This is a genomic window from Acinetobacter sp. WA-87 (assembly GCF_039938935.1).
Taxonomy (GTDB): domain Bacteria; phylum Pseudomonadota; class Gammaproteobacteria; order Pseudomonadales; family Moraxellaceae; genus Acinetobacter; species Acinetobacter seifertii.
The window spans coordinates 587,242-600,108 of the sequence record NZ_JBDUVF010000002.1; the positions used below are offsets into that span (position 1 = coordinate 587,242).

Consider the following 12,867-nt stretch of genomic DNA (forward strand, 5'->3'; position numbering starts at 1 on the left):
GATTGATAGAGTGAGCTTATTCAGCAGTCGGATAGTCGGTATAACCCGTTGCATCACCACCATAGAAATATTCAGATTTTGCTGGTGCTAAAGAATGACCTGACTGTAAACGCTCTACTAAATCTGGGTTAGAAATGAAAGGACGACCAAATGCCACCGCATCTACTAATCCTTTATCAAGAATAGATTCGGCTCTTTCGAGTGAATAATTTCCACAAACAATTAATGTGTTTGTGAATAGTGAACGGAGTTTTTCTCTGAAACCCACAGGATAAGTATCACCATGTGGAAGCATGTCCCACTCAGCCAAATGAATATAAGCAATATTTCTTTTTTGTAATTGTTCAGCTAAATAAAGCGTAATTTCTTCGGGTTGTTGGTCTGTCATGCCATTAATGGTTCCCCAAGGTGATAAACGCACCCCTACTCGGCCAGCACCAATTGCATCAATCAATGCATCGACTGTTTCTAATAAGAAACGTGCACGATTTTCGACAGAACCACCATAGTTATCAGTACGCTGGTTCGCATCTGTAGATAAGAACTGGTCAAACAAATAACCATTTGCAGCATGAACTTCAACTAGGTCAAAGCCAGCTTTCACAGCATTTTGAGCAGCTTGAATAAATTCCTGTTTAACGTTTTGAATATCATCTAAATCCATTGCTCTTGGCATCTCGGCAGGTACCATTGCCCCTTCACCTTTTTCATTGGCAATAAATACAGATGCTTTGGCCTGAATTGCAGATGGTGCTATCGGTTGCTCGTGATTAATATGCAATGAAGAGTGCGACATACGCCCTACATGCCATAACTGAGCAGCAATTTTTCCGCCTTTTTCATGTACAGCTTGAGTCGCTAGTGCCCAACCTTTGATTTGTTCTTCTGAATAAATACCAGGCGTAAAAGAATAGCCTTTACCTACGTCAGAAACTTGTGTGCCTTCAGTAATGATTAAACCTGCACTTGCACGTTGACCATAATAAAGTGCATTGAGTTCGGTCGGCACATCGTTAGGCTGTGCTGCTCTTGATCTGGTCATTGGTGCCATAACAATACGATTATTGAGTTCAACATCGCCCACAGTCACTGAATTAAATAATTTGTGATTCATTTTTTAGCCCTTAAAATATGCATAAGATTATTTATGTAGTGATCACTATATAATCACGCTAAAATACAGTCAACGATTTTTTGTAGTGATTGATACAAAATGGAGAACAAAATGAACAAAACCGCAGGTCGTGGCCGTCCTCGTAATTTCGATCGAGATGCTGCATTAGACAAAGCGATGAATCTATTTTGGCGAAATGGTTATGAAGCAACATCGATTAATGACCTGACAAAAGCGATGGAAATCAATCCGCCAAGTCTCTATGCTTCTTTTGGAAATAAAGAAAAGTTGTTTATTGAAGCTGTTGATTATTATGTAAAAAGCTTTGGTAATTATCGAATTGAAGCACTTAAAGAGTCTTTAACAGCTCAAGAAGGCATTAAAAATTTGTTAATCAGAACAATTGACCAATTTTATAGCAAGCCTGATAAAACCGGTTGTTTAGTCGTATCCGCAGCATTATCAGGTTCATCTGAAAGTAAAAATGTGCAAGAGATCTTAAGCAATGAGCGTAGAAAGACTGTTGCTCTCATCAAAGCGAGACTTGAGCAAGGTCAAAAAGATGGCGATGTAGCTGAAAGCTTAAACTTGGATGTATTAGCAGATTACTTTGGCATGATACTGTTTGGCATTACGATTCAAGCAAAAGATAACGTGCCCGTTCAAAACCTATACGAAAGTGTAGAAGTAGCTTTAAAAGCTCTAAAAAACTAATTTTTAATGATTTTAGAGTTGAAGTCATTTGGTTTGATTTCAACTTCTTTCATTAAAATGATAGTGCTTTAAAACTGCCAACTAAATTTATAGGCCAGTGACACTAATCACTCGCCTTGAAGGTTTGTATTGTTTTCTATTCACTCATCTCAACATTTTCATCTTGGTTAAACTATTTAGAAAATAGTTTAGTAAGCTCTCCTTTTCCTCGGTTTGCTGTGCGCTTAAAAGCTGAATAATTGCTCCTTCAATCATATATAGCAGTATTTTGGCATCGTTAAATGATGCCTCTATTTTTAGTAATCTGAGCTGGCTATAAAGTTCATTGATGAGCCATTTTCTGTATCTCACCGCAGTTTGATAAGCGTTTGGATAGCTATTTTTAGTTTCGAAAATGGCTTTAAATAATAAGTAATACGGCCCTTCTATATCGGCATGTAACCAATAGAGTTTCTTAATTTTATCCAATACAGTTGTTTCCAAATCATATTCCATCATAGCCATCACTTGGTCTTGCAGTCGTTCTTTTTGCACAATGAGACAGATATCAACGAAGCGTTGTTTAGAGTGAAAATAACTATAGAACGTCATTTTTGTTATTTCTGTTTCACTCACGATTTTGTCGACACCGACGGTGTGAAAACCATTGTGATGAAACAAATCAATTCCATTTTCTACAGCTTTTAAAGCGCGTGTTGAGAGAATTAAATTTGGCATAATTTTACCGTTATAAAATAAATTGTTGTTGTATATAAATGAGATATAAAAGCCTTTGCTTTTTAAAAGCTGAAAAAAAGGCATAGCAAAGCCATAAAGACTGTGCTTGGCACATCTCAAGTTTTATTGTTGCTGCAAGTTTTTAGTCGTGACGATTTAAAGCCTCATCAGCCGCATGGCGATCAGACTCATAAATAACTAAGTTGTGTTGTTAAAGCTTTTGGCAAAGGCTGCCAAGAAATTAAGAATGTGCAAAGCCAACTCCTTTTTATTGGGAGTTCTGCCAGACATTTATAGAATTATGGTGGCAGAACGAGAAAGGGTTAGCAGACTAGTATTATCTCAAACTAGCACACCCGTAGGTGTCCCTTTCCCGTCCTACCGCTACGGGAAAGGAACGAGTGGCTACCACACAAGAGTATTCCTCAGAAGGAATGGCTCTGATGCGGGAGATAATATACGGTCTGCTAAAACCGACTGGCAATGTGGCCAGCAGGCAAAGAATAGTGCCCAACCCTTTTGCAGTCAAGCACACAAAATGACATTTGTTTTAATTTAGATCATTAAAAAGTAAGGATAAATAATGAGATAGTTATTGTTAAATGGGGGTTTATAAAGGGGTAAAAAACAGCCTAGAAAGGTTACGTACAAGATGTAGTATGTTAATTTTAGAAAAATTTAATTTTATTCATATGAGTGGTAAGAAATGAGCGTGTGGAGTTTGGATTGGGGAGCAATTGCTACTTTTTCAGGTGCAGGAGTAGCTTTATTTATTTCATGGCAATGGAAAAATCAAAAAGCAAGTGAAGTAATAGCGAATGAAGCTAAAAAATTTATAGTTAATTTATCAAAACTCCAGTCATTACAAAATGAAATTCATAAAATAATATATGAATCAAATGGATACAATGGTGCAAATAAAGAAATTGAAAATTTTAAAGAAATTCACAAATTACTTAATGATTCAGCCATTATGTTAGGAGAATCATTAAAAGATACCGCCATATCACATTACTCAAGTACAGTTATGGCACAAGCTATGATCTTTGAGATGGATATTGATAAGTATAAAAATGGGAAAATATCTTTAGATAAAATAAGATTTATAGATCCTAATGATGCAAGGATAATTACTGATATATATGTAGATTATGCACTATATAAAAAGACAATCTAAAACAAATAAAACCAAATAAATACCTTATAATTTTGTCATACATCTATTTTAATTTTATCAAATTAAATCAGGTAACTATATGATTAATCTATCGCCTAGTAATAAGAAATTTTTCAAGATTGATTCTGAAACAAAAGAAGAAATCGAACTAGAAAATGTTAGTGAACAGAATAACTTACTATTCACATCTATGAAAACAATTGTCCGTATTGGTGACAGTATTAAAGTGATTGATATTGATGGATATGAAGAAATTCGTAAAGTTAAGCAATCGAGCAAAGAGATATTTAGGCAAAAAATCATCCTTTTATAAATATAAATCAGAAAGGGTAAGATAAAATTTTATCCGAAACTCTATCAATTTTATCAGAAACTTTTTATTTAGATTTAACATAAATCTCTTATGAGAAATTTTAAATAGCTGAATTTTCCAGTAAATTAATGTGATTTTAATATAATTTACATGAAGAATAATTTATAATTTTACGCATCGTATGGTGATTTAAGTATAGCCTTCAAATAAACCGAAGCTAAGCCCAATAACCATGACTTAGCTTTGAAAAATAAATAAGCATGCTATATCGATAAAATATTCAATAGGTAGAGTTCAAGAAAATGTACTACTTTGCAGAGGATCCCTTCTAGGTAATGTTACCTAGGAGGAACAATGAAAAAACTGAAATATCAGTATCAACAATCTGTAAAAAAACCACGCTCTAATGAGTTTTTTCTGAACCACTTTCCTAATATGAGAAGTGTGTACTATAAAAAATTCAGTACTAAGCAAGAGAAAAGCTTATATTCAATTCATTGTATTGAATATAAAGATTACCCCCTTAAGCTTCGTGTAGCCCGTGGCCCTGGTTTAGCTGATGCATGGGATGATCTTCCAACATATGTCACAAAAGTTGCTAAAAGTTGGAAGCATAATTCTAAAAGATCACACCAGTACTACAGAGAACATGAACAAAAATAAAAAATGGGAGCTGATTGCTTCCATTTTGTTATCCGTATAAGGTGTATCTTATGAATTCTAGAATATTTTTTAAATGTGGGCATTGAATGTATCAAGAATACAAACAACTTTTAAAAATTAGAAAGTACTTTGTTGTTTTTACACTCTTTGGGATACCTTTTTTTTTATTTTGCCTCTTTCAGCTTTTAACTTACTTTAATGTAAATATGTCAGTGATTACACTTATTTTAATTATAGTAGCTTTATTCGTCCTGCTTTTTAGTAGCTTGTTTTTCTTGTCTAAAGATATTTGTCCTTGGTGTAAAAAAAGTTTTTTTACAGAAAGTTTTGGAATGGATGGAATAAGTCTTTTATTTAGAAAAAATTGTAAGACTTGCGGAATGCCTAAAAAAGCAAAACATTCTTAATATTAAAATCTTATTTTATATAAAATAAAGCAGCATAGTGATAATAAGTTGCTCATATAAGGTATCTTATAGAATGCTAAAAGGTGAATAAAATTAAATGAATGATGTAGACAAATTTCAGTTCAAGTTAGAGTTACTACTAAATTTAAAATCTGCTAAAGATATTCAAAAATGGGCTATAAATAGACTAGATAAAAACCCAGCAGATCTATTCGCTTTGGACATTTGTTTTTTCTCTAAAGATGAGGAAGTCTTAGATTATTGTAATAATATTAGTATTGCTGAAACTAATATAGAGCCTACTCTTAAGAAAAAAATTCTTTATGAAATACTAAAAAAATATACAGAGATAACACCCTCTATCGGATATTCAATAGAATTAATTTCTAATTTATTTGCAATATTAATAAAGATATCTAGATTTGCTGAAGATGGAGATCTATACGATTTTATAAATTATTATGATGATGAGTTATATCTGGCTTTAGAAGGTATAGCTAAATTAGAGCTAGAAGAGATATGGCCTACCTTCTTAAATGATCTTAAAAATTGGCTTTCATTACAATGTTAGCTTCTTTCATAGAATAACTGCTCTTAGAAATTAGTCTCACTTAAGGAGGCTAGATCATATCTTTCTAATAATTTTCCAATTCAAGCTCTAAATCATTTAGTACCTGTTCTATCTCTGGAGTTACACCATTGTTTAAAGGAGTATAAAAAATGCCTATTAATACCTCATCATCTTTTAATGCAGGCAACAATTCATTCATAAAGTCATCTAAAGAAATCAGCTCGGCTTCATATCCTTCCCACTCATGCTCAGCACATAACTCGGCATACTCTTTGGCGGGCCATACAGGGAATACTTTTTGATTATCCTCTGTTCCAGCCAATGCCCATCCATCCTTGTATAAGCCCCAAACTTCTTCTGTATCGGCAATAACTTTTATGAAATGCTTATATCTTTTAGCACCTTCTAATGCAATTACAGCATCTATTTGCTTTTGACTAATTTTCATAATTTTGAACCTATGATTTATTAAAAATTAATCAAACATTACCATACGAACCAAAACCATCAGTATAACCACCATATTGACTAGCAATATTATTTAGATCTTCTTCGAATTTTATAATGTCATCATAAAATGGAATCATTGTATTCGTACAATAACAAGTCCATTCCTTAGTAATTTCATCTTGCTCAACGCTGGCTTTACAGCCTAATCTTTTAACCTCTGTAGAAATCTTTTCTCCAATCTCTTCTGAAGGTATTGCAATAAAGAAATCTATTTCCATCGGCTTTGTTAAATCAAACCCATTTTTCTTAAATGCGTTTAAAGCATCCCCTGTTGCATCATTAGGAAATTGGCTCATTTGATTCTCTATTTTTACTAATTTTGGTTCTTTGAGATTATCATCTTTCAAAAGATTCTTGAGAATCCTTAATAAAATATGAGTAATAGATGTAGAACTAAAAATTTACTAAAACTATCTCAAAATTGAAACCAAGGTTTCTTTGGTGCAGTCCCAGTATATGCTGGACTAACTTTAATTGGCCCCTGACCTTTTTCACATTCTTGAACACCCCACTCACTCGGTCGAAAACGAGCATTAGCTCCATCAGGCTCAGGCTTACCAAATTCTTTTGCAATATCATAATCAATGAGTGGAATTTCAAGTAGCACGATGTCTCCACGAGAACAAGCGATGGTAGGACGTTTCGTATCATAAACCCATTTACCATAACCATTTTCTTCCTTAGGATCGAAGCGCATAACGGGACCTATTTGCTGATCCCATGCCAACTCCATTCGAGGAGGTTCTATTGCAGTTACCCACATTCCTGCAACCTGTACAGGATGAGGGAAACGTACTGCCTGTAATCCACGTAAGCTAAAGGGTACTTGTGGCTCACCGTTGTCAAAAGCATCATAACGACTAATTAAGCTCCCTTTGGGAATCAATAGTTCGCCATATTGTGCATCTTGAGATAAAACGAAATGGCTACGACTTTCCTTGTAATGCTCCTTAAGTGCAATCTCATACTCTACCGATGCACTCATATAAAATAAGTAACCTGCCCACAAGTCACATATCAATGCCAGTAGCATAATGAATAATGTTTTTTTAGAAAAAAAACTCACTGGCTTTTGAGCCTTCTTTCGCCAAAAGAATAGTGCTTTCACCAATAAACCGAGTGTTAATACAACACCAATCAATGGCGCAATAAACAACAGAAAAATTGCAAAAACCGAGAATGTCTGTACGGGTATCATAATTGTTAAATCTTTAACTTCATTTTTTCAAAGGTGGGTCGCCAAGAAAATTGTATATACGTGTATTAAAAAACAAGCCTTATAATTCACAGGCACTATTTTATAGCCTTAGCATTTTCACACACTAAATTAAGCATAGCTAAATCATTGTCACCCGTGGCTTTCATTACTTCGCCCTTTTTATCGCTCTTGTACTTAAGTTCGCCATTATTTTTATCACCAATCATAAAGTCTAAAATCTGTATCGTCTTGTGTGAACAGTCAAAAGCCATATGAAATTGTGTGATATTATCTTTATCAAAATCACCTGTATAAAACTTTGTTTCAGGTACGCCAACTAGTTTTCTGGTAGCAGTAATTTTAAATTTACTTTTACTTGGTAAATAAAATTCGATTGAATCTAGTTCAAAAGCATAAGCGATATCTTCTTGTTGATAATAGACTTCTTCTGCTTGAATACTATTTGAAAAAGCTGCACAAGTAGCGAAAATTAGGCTAAAAATTGTTTTTTTCATTTACTAAAACTCATACATAATTTTTTGTTGTCTGATTTTATATAAATGAATGGTCTATGAATATAAAAAACATTTGTGATTAAGTGATATATACAGTTAATATATCCTTTGAATAAAAGTATCCCCCTTCTAAAAGAGGTTTATATGTTGGAGATAGTAATCATCTGATAATCACTCTCAATTTTTATTATTGAGTTGATTATCAATGTCGCAATTTTTCTGTGGTCATATTTCTGATCACCTCTATTTGCACGTTTGATTATTATCAAGGCTCTAACATGAATCTTTCAAAGTTCGAACAGCGAACTCTCCATGTCCTTGCCAAAGGCGGACATATTCAATACCAACGTGATGCATCAGGCACAGTTTATTTCGTTGAATGCTATACACGAGAAGGTTTCGTGCTATCTGATTGTTCCTTAGATGTATTTAAAAAGCTAAAAGCAAAACGTTTAATCAAATCTAAAAATAGCCAACCTTATCAAATTACATTGTTAGGGCTTCAGACAGTCCGCCCTCAACTAGACAATCGTTAATATAAGTTGCTATTTATTAAGAGAAAGAAAAATATGAATATTATAATTCGAGATGAACAACCCGAAGATATTACAAATATCGAAGCGTTGACGAAAGCCGCGTTCTTAAATGAAGAGCATTCTAGCCATACTGAACAATTTATTGTGAACAGCCTTCGGAAACATAAACAACTCACGATCTCTTTGGTTGCTACAGAAGATGGCTTAATTGTAGGTCATGTGGCTATTTCACCAGTTACGATTACGTCGGGTGAAACTGGTTGGTATGGTCTAGGCCCTATTTCTGTATGTCCAAATAAACAAGGAATTGGCATTGGTTCTCTTTTAATGAATGCAGCTTTGCAAAAGTTAAAAGAATTGGGCGGAAAAGGTTGCGTTCTATTAGGTGATCCAAATTATTACAGTCGATTTGGTTTTAAATCATACCCAGATTTAAATTTACCTGATGTACCAAATGAATACTTTCAAGCTATAAGTTTTAGCAATCATATTCCTTCAGGAGAAGTTACTTATCATGATGCTTTTACAGCAACTGAATAAATAAGTTCGCTTACAACATCTAATACAAAGCCTCTATTTATAGAGGCTTTGTATTAATTTAAAACTTTGAAAATTATATAATTATTAATTCTATTAAATTCTACAAATAAAATTGAGAGTGGTTCCCTTTTCAGTCCAACCCGCAAGATGAAATTTTTTTAGATTAGATCATGAAAAAGTAAGGATAAATAATCAGGTAGTTACTGGTAAAAGTGGGTTATGAATGGAGCAAGTAAACAGAAAATTAGGGCTATCCGTTATATATAAGATTGAAATATATGGAAAATAATTGATCTCCATTTGGAAGCAATTTTAAAATTTATTACACAAATACTGATAATTATAAAATCTTGATCATATAGACACGTTAAAATTTATAAAATAATTTTGAGATAAGGCTTTTGATGAAAACTCAGAAAATTGGTGTAGATCTTGGAGGCACTAAGTTATTGATATTATGTGATGAAATTGAAGAAATATTTAGTACAGGAATTTCATTCACTCCAGAAGAATTAATATCACATCTGCAATCTTTTATTTTAAAACATGGAATTAAACCCGAAAGCATAAGCCTAGCAGTGCCGGGTCTAGTTAACGAATCGGGATACGTTGTTAATTGTGATGTCCTGCCAGCATTCATAGGTTGGCAAGGAAATGACGCATTAAAATTATTATGTAGTAAAACAATGATCTTAAATGATGTAAAAGCTGCTATGTATGCAGAACTCAATGATTTTTCATCTCATGCTGCAAGCGGCATTATTATGATTGGTACAGGTATTGGGGCTGCATTCATAACAAATGGAAAACCCTTACTGGGAGCTAGTGGCTGGGCTGGTGAACTAGGTTACTTACCAGTAAAAAGTAACGAAGGAATAAAACGTCTAGATGAACTTGCCAGTGGCGCTGCAATTACCAAACTATGCGCACTAAGCCCATCTAATTTAGCATTAATGGCTAACAATGGAGATCAATCTACTTTAGCTGTTATAAAAGACGCTGGACAAGCATTAGGTCTTGGAATAGCTACAGTCATTAATCTTTTAAATCCTTCACAACTAGTAATAGGAGGAGGAACAATAGAGTTACCCGGTTATTTAGAGGCCGCTTTAGAAGCTGCTAAAAAAAACTGCCTTCCCGAGCTTTGGCAAAATTGCGATATATCAAAAGTAAAAGCGGGGAAAAAAGTAGCTGCTTTAGGTGCTATACGTGCAACTGAACAGTAAAATAATATGAGTATTTTTCTGATTTAGCATGCTGAAAGTTCAGCCAATATTAATGGAAAAAACCCTTTCGCATGCTTTGATTGCTTTAAATGAACATGAATGCCTGTAAAACTTAGCTAAGGGCATATTGGGAATAGCTTAGGTTTTTACTTATTGAGCTGAAAAATTTGATATAAGCTTTAGTATTTTAGAGAAAATTTAAATATTTAAACCCAAGATTGATTCCCTAAAAGGGTCAAAAAGAATTTTTTCTTTACACTCAATAGCTTTTTCTAAAAAGCTTATTATTTTAGAAATTTCATCTTTAAAATCTGTATAAATTTCGATGAGTTTATTAAATTCGTTAATTAATTGATGAAGCTGTTTCCCACTATACAAATCGTAATCTACATATGAAAGATCTGAAATAAGTGGAAGTATTTCCTTATCAAAAATTGAAACTAAAATATCTGCAAATTCCTTTTGTATTTGATAGGCGGATATAGACTCGCCTTTTTCCATAGAATTAACTGTCCAAATATGAACTAAATACATCCCTAAAATTCTTCCTATACCTTTTAATTTTGATATTTTACAATGTACTTAGCACATGAACATTATATAAAATTGACTCATGTATAATATATACGAATTTAAGCATACCGTTTTAAATAGATTTAAACTAAGCAGAATAACCATAGTTTAGCTTTTTAAAAATCAACAATGCAGTCCGTATGTGACAAAATATTCAATATGTAGGATTAAAGATGATGTACTACTTTGCAGAGGATCCCTTCTAGGTAATGTTACCTAGGAGGAACAATGAAAAAACTGAAATATCAGTATCAACAATCTGTAAAAAAACCACGCTCTAATGAGTTTTTCCTGAACCACTTTCCTAATATGAGAAGTGTGTACTATAAAAAATTCAGTACTAAGCAAGAGAAAAGCTTTTATTCAATGCATTTTATTGAATATAAAGATTTCCCCCTTAAGCTTCGTGTAGCCCGTGGCTCTGGTTTAGCTGATGCATGGGATGATCTTTCAACATATGTTGCCAAAGTTGCTAAAAGTTGGAAGCATAATTCTAAGAGAGCACACCAATATTACAAAGAACATGAGCAAAAATAAAAAACGGGAGCTAAGTGCTCCCATTTTTTAAATCACTTAAAGCATATTACGTTGAATTTAAATATTTTCTAAGTCAATTTATAGATGACGATTAAATATTATTCATTCCAACCATAAAAAACTAAGGCGCAAGAATGTTACTTGAAAAAAACCCAGAGTTACTGATTAATGATATTTTAATTGGTCACTTTGAACTTGTAAGAAAGTATCCGAATAATCCTAAATCAAACGTAATCGGAGCAATTTATTTACCTAACTATCAAATCGAATTAAACTTACACACAGATTTGAGAAAGTTGATTATATATTTTTGTGCAAACTATCCTTTTGACTTTTCACAGTATCTTAATTTTTTTAAGCAGTTAAATACAATTTACTCTAAGACTTATACCGGCTTTGAATCATGCTTAAGTATTTTCATAGAAAAATTTATTTTCCCTGTATATTTTTATAAAGAAGATCCTAATCGATTCAGTTCAAAATGGCTTAAAAAGCCAGAAGTTTGTTTTAAAAAGCACGATCAAGATATCTTGAAAATTTTCATGTTTGGTATACGGTGTATGGCATATACACATAGTCCCAATTATGAGTTTAAAGAATATTTAAATTATATCAAAGAGTTAAATTTTGACCTTTATCAAGAATTGGTGTCCCATAGCAATAGTGAACTTGAAATTGAAGTTATTACGATTGAAAATCTTTATTTTAAAGCGACTAGTAATAATCTATTAGCAAGTATAGATATTTTAGCATTCCAACATAATGAAGAAACATATAAGGCTGTCTTAAATTATATAAATCAGCTTTTTAAAAATGGTTTTCCTCAAAGTCATAAGTTAAAATTTGAAGTTGAAGAAATTAAAGATCAAACAATACTTGGAATTCCTTGTTTAATTGACTGTGGGGCAAATAGATTATTCAATAGTGCGGCCCAATATCATAATTTACATCCTGAAATTCAGACTTATATTAGCTTAATAGAAAAGGGATCTGGTTTTTATACTGATTTAGATGGTGAAAACTACGTTGAAGTGGATGGTTTTGCAATCTTCTCCCTTATAGTAGAAGATTCTAAGTATACAGACCAATTTATAAAGTTTTTAAATAAAACCAATGACCACTGCATTCTTCAAAACTATATTCCATGTGCTCTTTTAGATCGACAAGGTTTAACATCTAAAACTATAAAAACCTATTTAAATATGTGTGAAGCACTTTTAGAACATGAAAATTTTCGACCTGAACCTAATAGTTTTTATACATATTTCAATAATCTTGCAGCGATGAAAATTTTAGTGCAAGAAGTAAATATATATAGACAAGAACAGCATAATATTCAGTGGCCCGAAATATTTTTATCTTTGCAAAGTTACGGAGACATAGAAGATTGTTTTTATGAAATTTATGCTATGCAAAAATTTAAATCTCGTGAAATTTGGAAGATGTATTTGATGCTTACAGAGGATTTCAGATAAATATTATTTAACATTATGAGCATTATCTAAAGTATAAAAAAGCCCCTGTTCTACAGAGGCTTTTTTTTCAATTCAACAATT

The 12,867-nt window shown here is 32.7% G+C and carries 18 protein-coding genes; 11 read left to right on the plus strand and 7 right to left on the minus strand.

Annotated elements, in window-relative coordinates; translation table 11 throughout:
• Nucleotides 1-16: 16 nt before the first annotated feature.
• The gene (locus ABFY81_RS09720) at nucleotides 17-1,114 is read right to left on the minus strand and encodes an alkene reductase (RefSeq protein ID WP_347913648.1); all 1,098 of its coding nucleotides are present in this window, start codon (nucleotides 1,112-1,114) and stop codon (nucleotides 17-19) included.
• A 111-nt stretch (nucleotides 1,115-1,225) separates the two neighbouring features.
• On the opposite strand from ABFY81_RS09720, the gene ABFY81_RS09725 reads away from it, so the two are divergent.
• Nucleotides 1,226-1,828, plus strand: coding sequence for a TetR/AcrR family transcriptional regulator (locus ABFY81_RS09725; protein ID WP_347913649.1), 603 nt, complete (start codon nucleotides 1,226-1,228; stop codon nucleotides 1,826-1,828).
• Nucleotides 1,829-1,972: 144 nt separating this feature from the next.
• Here the strand turns inward: ABFY81_RS09725 and ABFY81_RS09730 are convergent, their stop codons facing one another.
• Entirely contained in the window at nucleotides 1,973-2,545 is a 573-nt protein-coding gene (locus tag ABFY81_RS09730) for a TetR/AcrR family transcriptional regulator (protein WP_151761338.1), read from the minus strand.
• Between the two features lie 706 nt (nucleotides 2,546-3,251).
• Between ABFY81_RS09730 and ABFY81_RS09735 the strand changes: the two genes are divergently transcribed.
• From ABFY81_RS09735 to ABFY81_RS09755, 5 genes are all read left to right on the plus strand, one after another.
• Nucleotides 3,252-3,722, plus strand: coding sequence for a hypothetical protein (locus ABFY81_RS09735; protein WP_347913650.1), 471 nt, complete (start codon nucleotides 3,252-3,254; stop codon nucleotides 3,720-3,722).
• A gap of 79 nt (nucleotides 3,723-3,801) precedes the next feature.
• Complete coding sequence (locus ABFY81_RS09740; protein ID WP_347913651.1) at nucleotides 3,802-4,035, plus strand: hypothetical protein; 234 nt, start codon at nucleotides 3,802-3,804, stop codon at nucleotides 4,033-4,035.
• 354 nt (nucleotides 4,036-4,389) lie between these two features.
• Complete coding sequence (locus ABFY81_RS09745; RefSeq protein ID WP_347913652.1) at nucleotides 4,390-4,698, plus strand: hypothetical protein; 309 nt, start codon at nucleotides 4,390-4,392, stop codon at nucleotides 4,696-4,698.
• 86 nt (nucleotides 4,699-4,784) lie between these two features.
• Nucleotides 4,785-5,105, plus strand: coding sequence for a hypothetical protein (locus tag ABFY81_RS09750; RefSeq protein ID WP_347913653.1), 321 nt, complete (start codon nucleotides 4,785-4,787; stop codon nucleotides 5,103-5,105).
• A 97-nt stretch (nucleotides 5,106-5,202) separates the two neighbouring features.
• Nucleotides 5,203-5,676 (plus strand): hypothetical protein, encoded by a 474-nt coding sequence (locus ABFY81_RS09755; RefSeq protein WP_347913654.1) that lies wholly within the window; start codon nucleotides 5,203-5,205, stop codon nucleotides 5,674-5,676.
• A gap of 64 nt (nucleotides 5,677-5,740) precedes the next feature.
• Here the strand turns inward: ABFY81_RS09755 and ABFY81_RS09760 are convergent, their stop codons facing one another.
• The 4 genes from ABFY81_RS09760 to ABFY81_RS09775 all read right to left on the minus strand — a co-directional run bounded on the left by ABFY81_RS09760 (nucleotide 5,741) and on the right by ABFY81_RS09775 (nucleotide 7,899).
• Nucleotides 5,741-6,124 (minus strand): DUF2750 domain-containing protein, encoded by a 384-nt coding sequence (locus tag ABFY81_RS09760; RefSeq protein ID WP_347913655.1) that lies wholly within the window; start codon nucleotides 6,122-6,124, stop codon nucleotides 5,741-5,743.
• 31 nt (nucleotides 6,125-6,155) lie between these two features.
• The gene (locus ABFY81_RS09765; protein ID WP_171304559.1) at nucleotides 6,156-6,482 is read right to left on the minus strand and encodes a ribonuclease E inhibitor RraB; all 327 of its coding nucleotides are present in this window, start codon (nucleotides 6,480-6,482) and stop codon (nucleotides 6,156-6,158) included.
• A 119-nt stretch (nucleotides 6,483-6,601) separates the two neighbouring features.
• The gene (locus ABFY81_RS09770) at nucleotides 6,602-7,342 is read right to left on the minus strand and encodes a hypothetical protein (RefSeq protein ID WP_347913707.1); all 741 of its coding nucleotides are present in this window, start codon (nucleotides 7,340-7,342) and stop codon (nucleotides 6,602-6,604) included.
• Between the two features lie 137 nt (nucleotides 7,343-7,479).
• Complete coding sequence (locus ABFY81_RS09775; protein WP_347913656.1) at nucleotides 7,480-7,899, minus strand: hypothetical protein; 420 nt, start codon at nucleotides 7,897-7,899, stop codon at nucleotides 7,480-7,482.
• Nucleotides 7,900-8,177: 278 nt separating this feature from the next.
• Between ABFY81_RS09775 and ABFY81_RS09780 the strand changes: the two genes are divergently transcribed.
• The 3 genes from ABFY81_RS09780 to ABFY81_RS09790 all read left to right on the plus strand — a co-directional run bounded on the left by ABFY81_RS09780 (nucleotide 8,178) and on the right by ABFY81_RS09790 (nucleotide 10,201).
• Nucleotides 8,178-8,435, plus strand: coding sequence for a YjhX family toxin (locus ABFY81_RS09780; protein WP_039246697.1), 258 nt, complete (start codon nucleotides 8,178-8,180; stop codon nucleotides 8,433-8,435).
• Nucleotides 8,436-8,468: 33 nt separating this feature from the next.
• Nucleotides 8,469-8,975, plus strand: a complete 507-nt coding sequence (locus ABFY81_RS09785) for an N-acetyltransferase (RefSeq protein WP_347913657.1) — start codon at nucleotides 8,469-8,471, stop codon at nucleotides 8,973-8,975.
• Nucleotides 8,976-9,379: 404 nt separating this feature from the next.
• On the plus strand, nucleotides 9,380-10,201 hold the full coding sequence (locus tag ABFY81_RS09790) for an ROK family protein (RefSeq protein WP_347913658.1): 822 nt from the start codon (nucleotides 9,380-9,382) through the stop codon (nucleotides 10,199-10,201).
• Between the two features lie 198 nt (nucleotides 10,202-10,399).
• Here the strand turns inward: ABFY81_RS09790 and ABFY81_RS09795 are convergent, their stop codons facing one another.
• Nucleotides 10,400-10,735, minus strand: coding sequence for a hypothetical protein (locus tag ABFY81_RS09795; protein WP_191001216.1), 336 nt, complete (start codon nucleotides 10,733-10,735; stop codon nucleotides 10,400-10,402).
• Between the two features lie 267 nt (nucleotides 10,736-11,002).
• Between ABFY81_RS09795 and ABFY81_RS09800 the strand changes: the two genes are divergently transcribed.
• Both ABFY81_RS09800 and ABFY81_RS09805 read left to right on the plus strand, forming a co-directional pair.
• Nucleotides 11,003-11,311, plus strand: coding sequence for a hypothetical protein (locus ABFY81_RS09800; protein ID WP_347913659.1), 309 nt, complete (start codon nucleotides 11,003-11,005; stop codon nucleotides 11,309-11,311).
• Nucleotides 11,312-11,445: 134 nt separating this feature from the next.
• Complete coding sequence (locus ABFY81_RS09805; protein WP_347913660.1) at nucleotides 11,446-12,786, plus strand: DUF6138 family protein; 1,341 nt, start codon at nucleotides 11,446-11,448, stop codon at nucleotides 12,784-12,786.
• The last annotated feature ends 81 nt before the right edge of the window (nucleotides 12,787-12,867 follow it).